This window comes from Pseudomonas sp. 21615526 (genome assembly GCF_013386245.1).
GTDB lineage: Bacteria > Pseudomonadota > Gammaproteobacteria > Pseudomonadales > Pseudomonadaceae > Aquipseudomonas.
This window is the reverse complement of sequence record NZ_JACAOM010000007.1, coordinates 19,336-34,491: the sequence shown is the minus strand read 5'-3', so window position 1 is coordinate 34,491 and position 15,156 is coordinate 19,336. Positions and strand designations below refer to the sequence as shown.

Annotated in this window: 16 protein-coding genes; 5 read left to right on the top strand and 11 right to left on the bottom strand. The window is 60.3% G+C overall.

From position 1 onward, the window contains the following. Positions 1 to 41: 41 nt before the first annotated feature. The 3 genes from HX786_RS02950 to HX786_RS02940 form a co-directional block, all read right to left on the bottom strand. Positions 42 to 1,589, bottom strand: coding sequence for a SulP family inorganic anion transporter (locus HX786_RS02950; RefSeq protein ID WP_008439613.1), 1,548 nt, complete (start codon positions 1,587 to 1,589; stop codon positions 42 to 44). Between the two features lie 85 nt (positions 1,590 to 1,674). Further along, the gene (locus HX786_RS02945) at positions 1,675 to 2,406 is read right to left on the bottom strand and encodes a carbonic anhydrase (protein ID WP_003214859.1); all 732 of its coding nucleotides are present in this window, start codon (positions 2,404 to 2,406) and stop codon (positions 1,675 to 1,677) included. Between the two features lie 196 nt (positions 2,407 to 2,602). Further along, positions 2,603 to 3,661: a PA0069 family radical SAM protein gene (locus HX786_RS02940; protein WP_178911702.1), complete on the bottom strand. Its 1,059-nt coding sequence runs from the start codon at positions 3,659 to 3,661 to the stop codon at positions 2,603 to 2,605. A 287-nt stretch (positions 3,662 to 3,948) separates the two neighbouring features. On the opposite strand from HX786_RS02940, the gene HX786_RS02935 reads away from it, so the two are divergent. Then, positions 3,949 to 4,134 (top strand): hypothetical protein, encoded by a 186-nt coding sequence (locus tag HX786_RS02935; protein ID WP_177040934.1) that lies wholly within the window; start codon positions 3,949 to 3,951, stop codon positions 4,132 to 4,134. A 54-nt stretch (positions 4,135 to 4,188) separates the two neighbouring features. On the opposite strand, the gene HX786_RS02930 is transcribed toward HX786_RS02935, so the two are convergent. The 3 genes from HX786_RS02930 to HX786_RS02920 are packed head-to-tail and all read right to left on the bottom strand — an operon-like array spanning position 4,189 to position 8,012. Then, positions 4,189 to 5,472, bottom strand: a complete 1,284-nt coding sequence (locus tag HX786_RS02930) for a cytochrome c (RefSeq protein WP_178911701.1) — start codon at positions 5,470 to 5,472, stop codon at positions 4,189 to 4,191. Positions 5,473 to 5,484: 12 nt separating this feature from the next. Next, on the bottom strand, positions 5,485 to 7,269 hold the full coding sequence (locus HX786_RS02925) for a GMC family oxidoreductase (protein ID WP_003214867.1): 1,785 nt from the start codon (positions 7,267 to 7,269) through the stop codon (positions 5,485 to 5,487). A gap of 2 nt (positions 7,270 to 7,271) precedes the next feature. Beyond that, positions 7,272 to 8,012 (bottom strand): gluconate 2-dehydrogenase subunit 3 family protein, encoded by a 741-nt coding sequence (locus tag HX786_RS02920; RefSeq protein WP_003214869.1) that lies wholly within the window; start codon positions 8,010 to 8,012, stop codon positions 7,272 to 7,274. A gap of 284 nt (positions 8,013 to 8,296) precedes the next feature. On the opposite strand from HX786_RS02920, the gene HX786_RS02915 reads away from it, so the two are divergent. Then, the gene (locus tag HX786_RS02915; protein ID WP_003214870.1) at positions 8,297 to 8,983 is read left to right on the top strand and encodes a tyrosine-protein phosphatase; all 687 of its coding nucleotides are present in this window, start codon (positions 8,297 to 8,299) and stop codon (positions 8,981 to 8,983) included. 27 nt (positions 8,984 to 9,010) lie between these two features. On the opposite strand, the gene HX786_RS02910 is transcribed toward HX786_RS02915, so the two are convergent. Together HX786_RS02910 and prlC are read right to left on the bottom strand one after the other, a co-directional pair. After that, positions 9,011 to 9,283 carry a YheV family putative zinc ribbon protein gene (locus tag HX786_RS02910; protein WP_003214872.1) on the bottom strand — a complete coding sequence of 91 codons (273 nt, stop codon included), beginning with the start codon at positions 9,281 to 9,283 and terminating at the stop codon, positions 9,011 to 9,013. Then, positions 9,280 to 11,379: an oligopeptidase A gene (prlC, locus tag HX786_RS02905; RefSeq protein ID WP_173406107.1), complete on the bottom strand. Its 2,100-nt coding sequence runs from the start codon at positions 11,377 to 11,379 to the stop codon at positions 9,280 to 9,282. The genes HX786_RS02910 and prlC overlap by 4 nt, the downstream gene beginning before the upstream one ends. A 54-nt stretch (positions 11,380 to 11,433) precedes the next feature. On the opposite strand from prlC, the gene HX786_RS02900 reads away from it, so the two are divergent. Both HX786_RS02900 and HX786_RS02895 read left to right on the top strand, forming a co-directional pair. Further along, positions 11,434 to 11,976: a gamma carbonic anhydrase family protein gene (locus HX786_RS02900; RefSeq protein WP_178911700.1), complete on the top strand. Its 543-nt coding sequence runs from the start codon at positions 11,434 to 11,436 to the stop codon at positions 11,974 to 11,976. A gap of 11 nt (positions 11,977 to 11,987) precedes the next feature. Beyond that, positions 11,988 to 12,641, top strand: a complete 654-nt coding sequence (locus HX786_RS02895; protein ID WP_177020350.1) for an HAD family hydrolase — start codon at positions 11,988 to 11,990, stop codon at positions 12,639 to 12,641. A 96-nt stretch (positions 12,642 to 12,737) separates the two neighbouring features. Here HX786_RS02895 and HX786_RS02890 read toward each other — a convergent pair whose 3' ends face one another. Beyond that, positions 12,738 to 13,793, bottom strand: coding sequence for an aminopeptidase (locus tag HX786_RS02890; protein WP_177035387.1), 1,056 nt, complete (start codon positions 13,791 to 13,793; stop codon positions 12,738 to 12,740). A 142-nt stretch (positions 13,794 to 13,935) separates the two neighbouring features. On the opposite strand from HX786_RS02890, the gene HX786_RS02885 reads away from it, so the two are divergent. Then, positions 13,936 to 14,358, top strand: a complete 423-nt coding sequence (locus HX786_RS02885; RefSeq protein ID WP_032899915.1) for a hypothetical protein — start codon at positions 13,936 to 13,938, stop codon at positions 14,356 to 14,358. Here HX786_RS02885 and HX786_RS02880 read toward each other — a convergent pair whose 3' ends face one another. Next, positions 14,359 to 14,598 carry a DUF1161 domain-containing protein gene (locus tag HX786_RS02880; RefSeq protein WP_003214887.1) on the bottom strand — a complete coding sequence of 80 codons (240 nt, stop codon included), beginning with the start codon at positions 14,596 to 14,598 and terminating at the stop codon, positions 14,359 to 14,361. It abuts the gene before it with no gap. Positions 14,599 to 14,711: 113 nt separating this feature from the next. Further along, complete coding sequence (locus HX786_RS02875; RefSeq protein ID WP_008439587.1) at positions 14,712 to 15,143, bottom strand: OsmC family protein; 432 nt, start codon at positions 15,141 to 15,143, stop codon at positions 14,712 to 14,714. Positions 15,144 to 15,156: the final 13 nt, after the last annotated feature.

The following is a 15,156-nucleotide window of genomic DNA, read 5'->3' as shown; positions in this document are numbered from 1 at the left end:
CTTCGCGAGCAAGCCCGCTCCCACATTTTGATCCGATTTCGTCAGCCAACAGACGGCGCCGAGCCTATTCCGGTCGTCGTTCTTACCCGTCCTTCCAACCTGCGCTTCAACCCCCGCGCCTCGATCATCAGCTTCGAGCCCTTGGCCGCATTGGCCCGACCCCATTCCTCCAATAGCTCAAGGCAGGAGTGGTCGATATAACTCAGGTTACTGAGCGGCACATGCAAGGTGGTCCCGGCGGGTACCGTCGACAGCACCTGGGTCAATGCAGGCACCTTGAGAAAGGTCCCGGCCCCCGTCAATCGCAGCTCCATCTCGCCCTCCTGCGGCAGGTCGATCAGGCTTATCTTCAAGCGTGAGGCCTTGAACGCCAGCTTCACCAGCGTCAACCCGAAGCCCACCAACACACCCGTCAGCAGGTCGGTAAAGATGATCGCCAGCGCCGTCGCCGCGTAGGTAAACATCGGCATTCGCCCGTAGCGCGCCAGGCCACGAAACGCCTTCATGTCCACGAGCTTGATCCCGGTGTACACCAGCACACCCGCCAGGCTTGCCACCGGAATGCTTTGCAGCACACTGGACAGCAACAGCACGAACGCCAGCAGCCACAAGCCGTGGAACATCGCCGACAAACGCGTGGTAGCGCCGGCCTGGACGTTGGCCGAACTGCGCACGATCACACCGGTCATCGGCAGGGCGCCGACCAGGCCACACAGCATGTTGCCCACACCTTGTGCCGACAATTCCTTGTCGAAGTCGGAACGCTGGCCACTGTGCATACGGTCGACTGCCGCCGCCGAAAGCAGCGTTTCAGCGCTGGCGATAAATGCCACGGCGAAGGCCGCGATCAACAGATTGGGATCCGCCAGGTTCAGCAGGTCGCTGGGGCGCAGCCAATCGATGGCATCCGCGAGGTTTTCCGGCACCTCCACCCGCTTGACCTGCAACGCCAGCACCAGGCTGGTGACTGTCGCCAAACCCACGCCGAGCAGGGCGCCGGGGACGAAGCGCAGCTTTTGCGGGCGGAACTTGTCCCACAGCCACATCACCATAATCGTCGACAGCCCGAGCAAACCGGCCTGCCAGCCGAGCCCGCCGCCCAATGTGGGGATCGCCTGGATCAGTGCCGCAGGGAAGCCGGCGAGGTTATCCAGCCCCGAGGGCTTTGGCACACCGTCGAGCATCACGTGTACTTGCGACAGGACAATCAGCACCCCGATCCCCGCCAGCATCCCGTACACCACTGCAGGCGCAGTCACGCGGAACCAGCAGCCCAGGCGCAAACGCCCGGCCACCAATTGCAGGAAGCCCGCCAGCAACAGGATCGGCCCGAGCATGGCCATGCCATGCTGGCGAACCAGTTCAAACACCAACACCGCCAAACCTGCCGCCGGACCGCTGACTTGCAACGGCGACCCCGCCAGCCAACCGACCACCAGGCCACCGATGATCCCGGTGATCAAGCCTTTGGCCGGAGGCATTCCGGACGCGATGGCGATCCCCATGCACAGCGGCAGGGCGACCAGAAACACAACCACGGAAGCCAGCAGCTCCCGTGGCAGCACAGCTTTCAATTGAGCAGCACGCATGATGACTCTCCCGAGGCATTCGCCGGGCGTGGCAAGGCCTGGCTGCTCGAATGGCAGCCATCGCGTTACCCGACAGGGGATTGTTTTAGAAGCGCGCTTTAGGCGTCGCGGATGGAATCGGCTGGGTACCGTTCAAGGGCAGGAACGCTGCCTGATCCGCATCGTAGGCCCTGATTTCGCTGGTCTCGATGTCGTAGACCCAGCCATGGATAAACAAATGCCCGTTGGCCATGCGCGAGGCCACGGAGGGATGAGTGCGCAGGTGCTGCAGTTGGGCGATCACGTTTTCTTCGGTCAGCACGTGCATGCTTTCGTGTTCGTTGGCGCAATCGCAGTTGTCCTGGACCATGGTCTTGGCAACCTCGGCGTGGCGCAGCCAGGCCTTTACCGTGGGCATTTTTTCCAGGCTTTGGGGGTTGAGCACCGCGCGCATGGCGCCGCAGTCGGAGTGGCCGCAAATGATGATGTGCTGCACACCAAGGGCCAGTACCGCGTACTCGATAGCCGTTGAAACACCGCCGTTCATCTGCCCATAAGGCGGCACGACGTTACCGACGTTACGGGTCACGAACAAATCCCCAGGGGAGCTATGGGTGATCAGCTCGGGAACGATGCGCGAGTCGGCGCAGGTAATGAACATCGCCCGCGGGCTCTGGGCCGTGGCGAGTTTTTTGAAGAGCTCTTCCTGCTGGGGGAAGATCTCGTTATGGAAATGCAAAAAGCCTTCAACGATGTGCTGCAGCGCTGCATCGGCGGATTCCGCCTCGTGAGGGGCTGAAGCCGACGCAGCCAACGGCTGTTTATCCTTGTCACTCATAATTCATCCTCTTGGTTGGAGCAGGGGAGTTTTCCAGTGCGGCCGGCGCCCAAACTGAAGCGCCGACTCATTAGTCACTCGATGAACAAGGTACCCGCCGAAACTTAACTCAAACTGAATGAGCCGCTCTAGATCGGGGCTTTCAGTGATATCAAAACGCGACTATTCCTACAGAAAAGTACGCTTTTCCAGCAGTTTACAATAATGCCATCTGTCTGCCCGGCGGACAAAACGCCGTGCAATCCAGATTAAACCCTTCCCGCCGGTTGAGCCCCAATCGTTTGATCGCCTTGGCGAAACGTTGCGCCAGCAAATCGGCAAACGGCCCTTCGCCACGCATGCGTACACCGAAGCGGCTGTCGTAGACCTCACCGCCGCGCACCTGCCGCACCAGGCTCATCACATGGGCCGCGCGCTGCGGGTAATGGGCCGCCAGCCATTCCTCAAACAGCGGCGCCACCTCCAGAGGCAAACGCAGCATCATGTACGCCGCGCTCTGTGCCCCCACGGCATGAGCTTCGGCCAGCAGGCTTTCCAGCTCGCTGTCGTTGATCATCGGGATCATCGGCGAACACAGCACGCCCACCGGGATCCCCGCCTCACGCATCACCCGGATCGCCCGCAGCCGGGCCTTGGGCGCAGCCGTGCGCGGTTCGAGGATGCGCTTGAGTTCATCGTCCAGGCTGGTGAGGCTGATCATCACCGCCACCAGCCGCTGCTGCGCCAGCTCGGTCAGCAGGTCGAGGTCCCGCAGGATCAGCGAGCCCTTGGTAATGATCGTCACCGGATGACGGTAGCGCAGCAGCACTTCGAGGGTTTGCCGGGTGATCTTGTACTCGCGCTCGATGGGCTGGTACGGGTCGGTGTTGGAGCCCAGGTTGATCGGCGCGCAGGTGTAGCCCGGTTTCGACAGTTGCTGCTCAAGCACGTCGGCGGCGTTGGTCTTGGCGATCAGCTTGGTTTCGAAGTCCAGCCCCGGCGACAGGTCCCAATACGCGTGACTGGGCCGCGCATAGCAGTAGATACAACCATGCTCGCAGCCGCGATACGGGTTGATCGCCCGGTCAAACGGGATATCCGGCGAGCTGTTGCGGGTAATGATGGTTTTCGCGGTTTCGATACGGACTTCGGTGCCCTGGGTCTGTGGCACTTCCTGATACCAACCGTCGTCTTCCGCCACGCTGACGGTGGGCGCAAAACGGTTGTGCAGGTTGGTGGCCGTGCCGCGCCCGCGAGGCGGCAAAGGGACATTCATAGTCAGACCTCATAAACTGTATCCATATACAGTATTCGAGAAGATCGCTTTTCACCAGCACCACTGGGCGGCGCGGTCTAGCATCGACCTTCGCACGAACGGAATGACACCTTCCTACATGTAACCAAACAAGAAATAAATCGCGACATATGTGACATGGATAAAGTTATTAACACATCGCTATGATCACAACTTAACTCATTACCACCTACAGGATATTTATGTCTCAGGATGAACTACGCTTTACATGCGAAGACTTTGAAAAAGATAACAGCCCGGAAGTATTAATGGAGCGCTTTACCGACGGTAAACTGTCCTACGCCATGTATGCCTCTTCCTCCAACAGGGACGGGCACTACGACACCACTTCCTCCACCACCGACCTGGATAACGACGGCGACTTCGATGAACAGGACAAGACCATCTTCCTGAACATGGCGAATAGCTTTGTAAAAACCTGCGCCCCTCGATAATTAATCGGCTAGTTGCCAGGCTTATATATAAAACTATAAACCTGGCAACTGACACTACTTCTCTGAAGTTTGATCAGCTTCTGTAGTTACTGCATCTTTTCGCAAGTCTTTCACTTGCGAAGCCTTTACAGGCTCTCCCTTATTACCCCAACTGTCCCGAACGAAACTGACGACATCCGCCACTTCCTGATCCGACAGCCGCCAGGCAAACGCCGGCATGGTGAAGGTCGAAGGTGCCGTATGCGTCGCCGGCAACGTGCCGCCGTTCAACACGATGTTGATCAGCGATGTCGCATCCGCCGTCTGCAATACCGGGTTGCCCGCCAGCGCCGGGAACACGCGGGTGTAGCCGTGGCCGTCGGTACGGTGGCACGCCGCGCAGTTGTCGATGTACACCGAGGCACCCGGCTTGCTGTCATCGCCCTTCCACAGCGCGTCGGCGACTTGTTTGTCGTACTGGTGCGGCTGGTCCTTGGGATCCACCGCCGGCAGGGTCTTGAGGTAACGGGCGATAGCCGTCAGGTCCTCTTCCGACATGTACTGCATGCTGTGGACCACAACGTCGCTCATGCCGCCAAACACCGCGCTGCGATCACTGCGCCCGGTCTTGAGGAATTGCACCAGTTGGTCTTCGCTCCAGCTACCCAGGCCGTCCTTGTGGTCGCCCCGCAGGCTTTTGGCAATCCAGCCTTCCAGCGGCGCACTGCCGGACAGGAAAGCGCTGCCATCCGACGCACTCAGGGATTTTTCCTGCATGGTCAGGGCCCGTGGCGTATGGCAGGCACCGCAGTGGCCAAGGCCCTCTACCAGATAAGCGCCACGGCTGATCACCGGGTCGGCGCCCGCCTGGGCCTGGTAGTCCTCAACCTTGGGGGCGAACATCCAGCGCCACCCGGCCAACGGCCAACGCATGCTCAACGGCCAGGGAATGTCGCTGTCCTTGTTCACCTGCGCCACCGGCTCCACGCCCTTCATGAAGTACGCGTACAGCGCCTGCATGTCGCTTTCGCTGACCCGCGCGTAAGACGGGTAGGGCATCGCCGGGTAAAGCGTACTACCGTTCTTGGCGACGCCATGGCGCACGGCCTGGTCGAAGTCTTCGAAGCTGTAGTCGCCCAGGCCGGTTTTATCCGGGGTGATGTTGGTGGAGTAGATGGTGCCGATCGGGGTTTCCATCGGCAGGCCACCGGCGAACGGTTTGCCGCCCTTGGCGGTGTGGCAGGCCACGCAGTCACCGGCGCGCGCCAGGTATTCACCCTGTTTGACCAGATCGGTTTCAGCCGCACTCACCGAGCAGCTGCTGAACAAAGCCAGGGACGCGATAACAAATGCTTTCATGGTCATCGCTCCTTATGCCTGAACCAGTGGGCCGGGGTTTTTCAGGTACTGCTCGCGAATTGCCCGCGCCGACCAGTAGGTCAATGCCGCCACCAGGCCCGTAGGGTTGTAGCCCAAGCCTTGTGGGAACGCGGAAGCGCCCGGGACAAACACGTTGTGTACGTCCCAGCACTGCAGGTAGCGGTTCAAGGCACTGGTTTTCGGGTCGGTGCCCATGATCGCGCCACCGTTGAGGTGGGTGGTCTGGTAAGACGCGGTGTTGAAGTGCTCGCCCACCTTTTTGCCCAGCAAGGCAATCGCCTTGGGGTTCATCGCTTCGGCGATCTTGCTCATTTTTTCGACCATGAAGCGGTTCATCTTGATGTCGTTTTCCTGCCAGTCGAAGGTCATGCGCAGCAGCGGCAGGCCGTAGGCATCGCGGTAAACCGGGTCCAGGTCGAGGTAGTTGCCACGGTAGGATTGGTGGGCGCCATGGGCATCCATCGACACCTGATGGGTGTAGTAATCAGCCGTGGCGCGCTTCCACGCGCTGCCCCAGGCCGGCGTGCCCGGCGGGTTGGAGGTGCCCGCAATCGGCCGGCTGCCCGCCTGGTTGACCCACATCGGCGAGCCGCCCACAAAGCCGTGAGGCCCATGGTCGAAGTTGTCGGCGTTGAAGTCATCGACCGCCACGCCATTGCCGCCGGCACCGATAAAGTTGTTGGTGTGCACGTCCTTGTCGAAGAACGCCTTGATGGTGGCCATGTTCTGGTAGGCGAAGTTGCGGCCCACCACGCCCTCACCGGAGATCGGGTCGTAGGGTTTGCCGATGCCCGACAGCAGCATCAGGCGCACGTTGTTGAACTGGAAAGAACCGAGGATCACCAGGTCCGCCGGCTGCTCGCATTCTCGCCCCTGGGCGTCGACATACGTCACGCCGGTCGCCTTGCTCCTGGTGCTGTCGAGATTGACCTTCAGCACGTGGGAATTGGGCCGCAGTTCGAACTTGGGTTCCTGGCGCAAGGCCGGCAGGATGTTCACGTTCGGCGAAGCCTTGGAATACATGTAGCAGACATAACCGCTGCAGAAGCCGCAGAAGTTGCACGGGCCCATCTGGGCGCCGTAAGGGTTGGTGTACGGCCCCGATGTATTCGCGGAAGGCAGGTTGTAGGGCTTGTACCCCACGGCCGTGGCGGCCTTCTGGAACAGCTGTGCAGAGACGGTGTTCTTCTGCGATTCCAGCGGGAAGTGATTGGAGCGATCCGGTGCGTAAGGGTTGCCGCCCTTGCCTTCGCCCACCAACTGGCCTTTCACCGTCCAGGCTTGCCCGGAGGTGCCGAAGACTTTCTCGGCATAGTCGAAAAATGGCTCCAGCTCTTCATAGCTGACGCCGAAATCCTGGATGGTCATGTCCTTGGGAATGAAGTTTTTCCCGTAGCGCTCTTCGTAATGGCTACGCATGCGCAACTCGATCGGGTCCACCCGAAAGTGCACGCCGGACCAGTGCAGGCCTGCACCGCCGACACCGTTGCCAGGCAGGAAAGCGCCCAGTTGGCGGTTGGGCATCGCCACGTCATTCACGCTATGGCGAATGGTCACGGTTTCCTTGGAGATGTCCTGGAAGAGCTTTTTACGCACGCTATAGGTCAGTTCGTCGATGACCTGGGGATAGTTGCCGTCCGGGTAGGTGTCCTGCATCGGGCCGCGCTCCAGCGCTACCACGTTGAGGCCAGCTTCCGTCAGCTCCTTGGCCATGATCGCGCCGGTCCAGCCAAAGCCGACAATCACTGCATCCACTTTCTTCATGATGGTCGCCACGTTTACGCCCTCTCGCCACGGATCGAAACAGCCGGGAAGGGGTATTGCTCGTTGCGTTCAACCCAATCCATGAAATCGGCGCGGGCGCCGGGGAAGCCGATCATGGTCCAGCCGACCATGCCTTTGTTGCCACCGTGGACCGGGTCGCAAAAGAACCCTTCCTTGGTGTTTTGCAGCAACAGATTGAAGAAAATCTTCGGCGGGACGCTGTCGAATTGCGCGTCGCCGGCCTCCAGGCGCTGCAACAACTTTTCCTGGGTAGCGCTGTCTTGCTCGGCAAATAGCTTACCGTTCATCGCTTTCGACCAGGCATCCGTGGCAGCAATGCCCAGGCGATAGATCTCCTTGGGCACCAATTTGCTCTGCCAGCCCATTTCAGGCGGCGCGTCGGCATTGAACGGGCCTTGCATGAACCACAGGGCGCCAGCCGCGTACGGCGTGTTCATCTGACGGTCGATATATTCCGGCGCACCGGCTTCCAGGGCGCCTGGGCCCTGGTCGTCCGCCGGGATCAGGCGCGCAACGGCCGCGTTGATAAAGGCCCATTCCTCGGCAGTGAAATAGCTCGGCTCATAGGCCTTGCTGCTGACGGGCGCCTTCTCCGGGCTGGCTTGAGCCGGTTCGGGAACCGCCATCAGCATCGAACCGCCCAGGCCCGTGCTGGCGACAGTGACCACGGGGATCAAGGTCAAGGATTTGCGTAAAAACTCACGCCGGGGGTTGTCTTGATCTTGATCAGACATGGTGGCACCTCATCATGTGGTCACGGATTTATCAGCCGCTTCGAGGAACGACTTATAGTTTTGGCAGTAAATGGGATCCAAAGGACCCAAGGGGATAGAACACAGCAGCAATCAATAGTTACAAAGGATAGCAGGCTAAGGATTGGGGAAAATCGTTTCAGCGCGAAAAAATCTGCCCGGAGCCGGCTTATTCACGATTCTTTGACGAGTACCTCACACGGCATTGACCCCCTGTAGGCGAATCTGGGCCCCATCAGCCCCTTCCCTATTCGGTTACATCGCGCATGTTCAAGAATCAATTGCTGCCTGCCGTCAGCCTCGTGTTCATGGCGCTGTTCACCACCGCACCGTCCCAGGCCGAAGAGCTCACGCCCATTCGTTCGTTGGAATGGGCCCAGCCGGTGGGCAATCAATACAACCTGTATCAGATGACGCCCACGCTCTATCGCAGCGCGCTGCCGGATAGCGGTGCTGTTCCTGTATTGGAAAAGCTCAAGATCGGTACGGTGATCAACTTTCTGCCCGAGTCCGATGCCAAGTGGCTGAAATCACCCGGTATCAACCAGGTGCAATTGTCCTATCGCACCAACCATGTCGATGACGCCGATGTGCTCGCAGCGTTGCGTGCGATTCAGGATGCCGAAGCCAACGGCCCGGTGCTGATGCACTGCAAACACGGCTCCGACCGCACCGGCCTGGTGGCGGCGATGTATCGGGTGGTGATTCAGGGATGGAGCAAGGAAGATGCGCTGAACGAAATGACCTTGGGCGGCTTTGGCGCCAGTAGCGGCTTCAAGGACGGCGTTCGCTACATGATGAGGGCCGATGTCGACAAGTTACGCACCGCACTGGCCAACGGCGAATGCAGCACCAGCGCCTTTGCACTGTGCTCGATGAAAAGCTGGCTGAATACCGCGGACAACGCCAAAGACCCGGCCGAGGAAAAAACCGCCTGGGTGGTCGCTCCCTGAGCCATCAACCCAGGGAGCGCTTCACGATCAGTCTTTCTTCAGCTTCGGATTAGGGAAGAACTGCACCGCTTGCACCTTGGGGTCCGGTGCTTTCAACGCCGACGTATTGACCCGCGTACCCAATTCCTTGGGCACTGACAGACCTTGTTCATTCAGCGTGTCGGAATAGCCGCAAGCCACGCATTCGCGGTGCGGAACATCGTCCTCGCTCCACATCATCAACTTGTCCGGCTCGCTGCACGCCGGGCAGACTGCCCCGGCGATAAAGCGTTTTTTGGTTTTCACAGGTGCTTCACTCATGCTGCCGCGTCCTCACTCAGGCCGCTGTGGCGCAAGAGTGCGTCAATCGACGGCGCACGTCCGCGGAAATCGACGAACAGCACCATCGGTGCCTGGGAACCGCCACGGGCCAGGATCGCCTCGCGGAACGCCCGGCCAGTCTCGGCATTGAGCACGCCATCTTCTTCGAACTTGGAGAAGGCATCGGCCGACAGCACTTCCGCCCACTTGTAGCTGTAGTAACCCGCAGCGTAACCGCCAGCGAAGATATGCGCGAAGCTGTTGGGGAAGCGGTTGTAGGCGGGCGGACGCATCACCGACACCTCATCACGCACACCTTCAAGCACCTGCAGCACGCTGCGGCCATCGCCGTGGGTAGCGTGCAGCTCAAAGTCGAACAGCGAGAACTCCAACTGGCGAACCATCATCAGGCCGGACTGGAAGTTCTTCGCCGCGAGCATTTTTTCCAGCAGGTCCTGTGGCAGCGGCTCACCGGTTTCATAGTGACCGGAAATCAGCGCCAGGCCTTCCGGCTCCCAGCACCAGTTTTCCATGAACTGGCTCGGCAACTCCACCGCATCCCAGGCCACGCCGTTGATGCCGGACACGCCGGCGTGCTCGACACGGGTCAACAGGTGGTGCAGGCCGTGGCCGAATTCGTGGAACAGCGTGGTCACTTCATTGTGGGTCAGCAGGGCAGGCTTGCCGCTGTCGGCCGGGGTGAAGTTGCACACCAGGTTGGCCACCGGGCTTTGCAGCACGCCATCAACCGTGCGGCGACGGTCACGGGCGCCGTCCATCCAGGCACCCCCACGCTTGTTGGCGCGGGCGTACAGGTCGAAAAAGAAGCGGCCGACGTGCTGGCCGTTTTCCTTGATTTCGAACAGGCGAACATCCGGGTGCCAGGTGTCGAAGCCTTTCTGCTCGGCGATCTCGATGCCATACAGGCGTTGCACGATGGCGAACAGGCCGCTGAGTACCTTGTCGATCGGGAAGTAGGCGCGCAGGGCTTCCTGGGAAACGCTGTAACGCTGCTCACGCAGTTTTTCGCCGTAGAAACCGCTGTCCCAGCTTTGCAGGTCCGCGCAGCCTTGTTCGGCGGCATAGGCCTTGAGCTGTTGCAGGTCCTGGGTGGCAAACGGCTTGCTGCGCTTGGCCAGGTCCCGCAGGAAGCTCAGCACCTGGTCGCTGGACTCGGCCATTTTGGTGGCCAGGCTCAGCTCGGAGAACGAGGCGAAGCCCAGCAGTTGCGCCAGCTCCTGACGCAGGTCGAGGATCTGTTCCATGACCGGGCCATTATCATTCTGACCGGCATTCGGGCCTTGGTCCGACGCGCGGGTGCAGTAGGCTGCGTAGATTTCTTCACGCAGGGCGCGGTCGTGGGCGTAGGTCATCACCGCGTAGTAGCTCGGGAATTCCAGGGTGATCAGCCAGCCGTCGAGGCCCTTGGCCTGGGCAGCCGCAGCCATTTGCGCCTTGGAGGAATCGGTCAGGCCGGCGAGGGTTGCTTCGTCAGTGACGTGCTTGGTCCAGGCCTGGGTGGCATCGAGCAATTGGTTGGAGAACTTGCTGCCCAGTTCGGAGAGCTTGCTCTGCACTTCGGCATAACGCTTTTGCTGCTCAGGCGGCAAATCGATACCCGACAGACGGAAGTCCCGCAGGGAGTGTTCCAGGATGGTTTTTTGCGCCACGTCGAAGCCGGCGGCTTCCGGGCTGTTGGCCAGGGCGTCGAAGGCCTGGAACAACTCGCGGTTCTGGCCCATCTCGGTGGAGTAGGCGCTCAGTGCCGGCAGGCACGCCTCGTAGGCTTCCCGCAGTTCGGCGCTGTTGCACACGGCATTCAGGTGGCTGACCGGGCTCCAGGCGGCACCCAGGCGGTCATTGAGTTCGTCCATGGCCAGGACCAGCCCGGCCCAGGTCGGATTTTTACCCTGGCTTTGCAGGATGCCTTCGATGGCGACGCGGTTGTCGGCGAGGATCTGTTCAATGGCCGGCTGCACGTGCTCGGCACGGATCGCCGAGAACGGCGGCAGGTCGTAGGACTGCAGAAGAGGGTTGTTCGCGCTCACGGTTGGCACCTTGGCTGAAGAAACATGTAAGAACAAAGATGGGGCCATCTTAATTACAATCAACGCCCACCGCAGCTATCAGCAGAAGAGAGAGAGCCTATCGTGACCCTTCGCACCTACCAGAATCACACGCCGGCCCTGGCCGCCGGGGCTTTCGTCGATGCATCGGCGGTGGTGATCGGCGACGTCGAAATCGGCACCGACAGCTCGGTATGGCCGCTGACGGTGATTCGCGGCGACATGCACCGCATCCGCATCGGTGCGCGCACCAGCGTGCAGGACGGCTGCGTGCTGCACATTACCCACGCAGGCCCCTTCAATCCTGATGGTTTCCCGCTGCTGATCGGCGACGATGTGACCATTGCCCACAAGGTCATGCTGCATGGCTGCACGGTAGGCAGCCGGATCCTGATCGGCATGGGCAGCATTGTGATGGACGGCGCCGTGGTGGAAGACGAGGTGATCATCGGCGCCGGCAGCCTGGTGCCGCCGGGCAAGAAACTTGAGAGCGGTTTTTTGTATGTTGGCAGCCCGGTTAAACAAATCCGCCCGCTGACTGACAAGGAACGGGCATTTTTCACCTACAGCGCCGCGAACTACGTAAAGCTCAAAGACCTGCACCTGGCCGAAGGCGTCGACCAATGACAAGGACACCCATGCATTACCAGACCGTTTTGTTCGACCTCGATGGCACCCTCACCGACCCGCGCGAAGGCATCACCCGCTCGATCCAGTACGCCCTCGCCAAACTGGGGATCGATGAGCCGGACCTGACCAAACTTGAGCACTTTATCGGCCCGCCGCTGCTGCAAGCGTTCATGCAGTTTTATGGCTTCGACGAAGCCAAGGCCTGGGAGGCGGTGAATTTCTACCGCGAGCGCTTCAAGGTCACCGGCCTGTACGAAAACCGCGTGTTCGACGGCGTGATGCCGCTGCTTGAGGAATTGAATGGCCAGGGCCGTCAGCTGTATGTAGCCACGTCCAAGCCTTGGGTATTTGCCCGGGAAATCGCCCGGCATTTTGATTTCGCCAAGCACTTCAAGGTGATCTACGGCAGCGAGCTGGACGGCACGCGCACCAACAAGGTCGAGTTGATCGCCCACCTGATGGCGCAAGAAAGCCTGGACCCGGCCAGCACCTTGATGATTGGCGACCGCAAGCACGACCTGATCGGGGCCCGCAGCAATGGGCTGGATTCGGCGGCGGTGGGTTATGGGTTTGGCAGCCGTGAAGAGCTGAGTGCCGAGGCGCCGACCTGGCATTTCGAAACGTTGGCCGAGCTGCATCAGGCGTTTTTGCAACGGCCTTGAATGCGCTATCGCAGGCAAGCCAGCTCCCACATTTGATCACGGTCGGCCAAGACAACTCAGTCAAATGTGGGAGCCGGGCTTGCCCGCGATGAGGCCCTACCGGCCAACCACTTGCCCGGATCCCTCCAACGCCCTCAGGGCCGCCTTGCGCTGATCCACCGGCAACCCGCCCAGCTTCTCCACCGCCGCAAAGAACTTCGGCCAATCCCCGCCTTCCTGCCGGAACAACGCGACGAACGCCGGCACCCACTGGTCATACAGCCCAAACGGCAGCAACCTTGCGTTGTTCATCGGCAGGTTGACCCAGGCGTCATAACGCTTGTCGCCACCCCACTGGCTATCGCGCATGTGCCGGTAGTCACTGCGCAGGCGCTCGAATTCAGCGGCCTTGGCCTGGCGCATGGCATCTGCCGTCAGCGGCTGCGCATACAACTGCTCCAGGCGTTTGCGGGTATCGAGCACCAGCCGGGTGAACTGGTCGCGCTGTTTCAACGCTGACTCGCTGGCAGGCGGCAAGCCTTGGGCGGCGCGCCATTGCCGGGTACCTTCCTGCTCGACGAAGGTGGCGTACGACTCGTTGAACTCGGTGTCGTCCTTCACATAAAACCGCTGGTGCGCCAGCTCATGAAAAATCAGCGTGGCCAGGCGCTCGTCCCCCCAGCTCATCATCGAACTCATGATCGGGTCGTTGAACCAGCCGAGGGTGGAATAGGCCTCCACGCCGCCAATCGACACATCCATCCCTTGCTGCTTCAACAAAGCCGCCTGGCCGCGTGCGGCGCCCTGGTTGTAGTAGCCGCGATAGGCCACGCAACCGGCAATCGGGAAGCAGTGGGTTTGCGGGGACAGGGAAAATTCAGGCGTGGCGAACACGTTCCAGACCACGTAAGGACGGCCGATATCGGCATACAGCCGGTAACTCTGGTTATCCGGCAGGTGCAGGTGTTCGCTGGCGAAGGTGCGGGCTTTCTGCGATTGCGCCAAGTGCTCGCGCAGCACCTGTGGCCGGGACGGGTCGGCGACGACCGCGGAGACTGGCTCCCGGGCACGCAGCAATTGCCATTGGCCGTCTGCCAGTTGGCTGTAATAACTGACGCTGGAACAGCCACTGAGCAACAGCAGCATCAAGCCGGGAAGCAAACGCCTGACCATTAAAACCTCTCGCCGGTAACCATCCCGCCAGACTATCTCGCCTGTGGGGAATTTTTCCATGGCGTGGCGTGTTTATACTCATAGGGAGCGTGCTGCCGAACGCAGCCGTTCAAAAAACCATTCCTACAGTTGAGTGCTTAACATGCGTCAGCTACTGCTTCCCGTCGCCGCGATTTTTCTCAGTGCCTGTGCGTCGACGCCACTACCGCCGGTTGATCCACACCAGGCCTGGGTCGACTTCGCTACCCCGACACCCGGCGCCAAGCTGGTAATGGCGCAACGCCTGGACGGGAAAAACCTGAACGACGGGCGCTTCTTCCAGGTGCCGCCTGGCAGCCATGAGCTGATGGTACGTTTTGATTTCGAGGTGCCTACCGGCGGCAGTTTCGGCGGGTTTGGCCAAACCACTGACCGTACCTGCTTCATGACCCTGCAATACGACCGTTTCGAGGCGGGCCAGCGCTATCGCCTGGAAGGGCGCTCACTGGGCTACAACCCGAATATCCGGCTGTACAACAAAGCGGGTCAATTGCTGGCCGAAGAACGTAGCGTCAACTGCATCTGATCAGTCGTTGTTCTTCTGGTAGACGATGGCTTTGGTGCCATTCTCACAGCTGCCGACAACCATGGCGCTGTCGTGCTTGTCAGCTTCTTCCTTGGTGACGATTTCGAGGGTGTAGGACGGAACGGCATTCGCCTGGATTTTGACCTCGATCTCCTTCCTGAGCTCTTCACAATCTTTTGGCGCCGCCAGCGCCGACGTGGCCAGTGCACAGCAGATAACCGCCAAGGCAATACGTTTCATGTGTGAAGCTCCCTGAATGCACGCGCACGGGTGTGCGCTGAGTCTGCAATCGGCTATTCGACCACATTTGCACCTGCAGGGGCGAGCAAGCTCACCCCTGCAAGGGGGTTGCATCAACTAACCAGCGTGCCATCCAGGGTAATGGTTGCATTCAGTACCTTGGACACGGGGCATCCTTCCTTGGCCTTTTTGCTCAGCTCATCGAACTGCGCCTGGCTGGCGCCCGGGATCTTCGCCTTGAGGGTCAGGTGCACGGCAGTAATCGCAAAGCCACCGTCCACTTGGTCCAGGGTCACTTCGGCCTGGGTGTCGATGCTGTCGGCCTTGAGCCCGGCATCGCCGAGAATCATGGAAAACGCCATGGAGAAACAACCGGCATGGGCTGCGCCGATCAGTTCTTCAGGGTTGGTGCCCTTGCCACCTTCGAAACGGGCCTTGAAGCCGTAAGGCGCTTCACGCAGAACGCCGGTTTCGGTGGAAATGGAACCCAGGCCAGTCTTCAGGTCGCCTTCCCAATGCGCGGATGCTTTTTTAACAATACTCATAGCGGTCTCCTCG

Bases quoted from the DNA above. Each gene is read 5' to 3' on its own strand.
- HX786_RS02890 (WP_177035387.1), bottom strand. From the start codon at position 13,793: ATGGTCAGGCGTTTGCTTCCCGGCTTGATGCTGCTGTTGCTCAGTGGC.
- HX786_RS02940 (WP_178911702.1), bottom strand. From the start codon at position 3,661: ATGAATGTCCCTTTGCCGCCTCGCGGGCGCGGCACGGCCACCAACCTG.
- HX786_RS02875 (WP_008439587.1), bottom strand. From the start codon at position 15,143: ATGAGTATTGTTAAAAAAGCATCCGCGCATTGGGAAGGCGACCTGAAG.
- HX786_RS02910 (WP_003214872.1), bottom strand. From the start codon at position 9,283: ATGAGTGAAGCACCTGTGAAAACCAAAAAACGCTTTATCGCCGGGGCA.
- prlC (WP_173406107.1), bottom strand. From the start codon at position 11,379: ATGGCCCCATCTTTGTTCTTACATGTTTCTTCAGCCAAGGTGCCAACC.
- HX786_RS02950 (WP_008439613.1), bottom strand. From the start codon at position 1,589: ATGCGTGCTGCTCAATTGAAAGCTGTGCTGCCACGGGAGCTGCTGGCT.
- HX786_RS02885 (WP_032899915.1), top strand. From the start codon at position 13,936: ATGCGTCAGCTACTGCTTCCCGTCGCCGCGATTTTTCTCAGTGCCTGT.
- HX786_RS02945 (WP_003214859.1), bottom strand. From the start codon at position 2,406: ATGAGTGACAAGGATAAACAGCCGTTGGCTGCGTCGGCTTCAGCCCCT.
- HX786_RS02930 (WP_178911701.1), bottom strand. From the start codon at position 5,472: ATGAAAGCATTTGTTATCGCGTCCCTGGCTTTGTTCAGCAGCTGCTCG.
- HX786_RS02880 (WP_003214887.1), bottom strand. From the start codon at position 14,598: ATGAAACGTATTGCCTTGGCGGTTATCTGCTGTGCACTGGCCACGTCG.
- HX786_RS02915 (WP_003214870.1), top strand. From the start codon at position 8,297: ATGTTCAAGAATCAATTGCTGCCTGCCGTCAGCCTCGTGTTCATGGCG.
- HX786_RS02895 (WP_177020350.1), top strand. From the start codon at position 11,988: ATGCATTACCAGACCGTTTTGTTCGACCTCGATGGCACCCTCACCGAC.
- HX786_RS02920 (WP_003214869.1), bottom strand. From the start codon at position 8,012: ATGTCTGATCAAGATCAAGACAACCCCCGGCGTGAGTTTTTACGCAAA.
- HX786_RS02935 (WP_177040934.1), top strand. From the start codon at position 3,949: ATGGAGCGCTTTACCGACGGTAAACTGTCCTACGCCATGTATGCCTCT.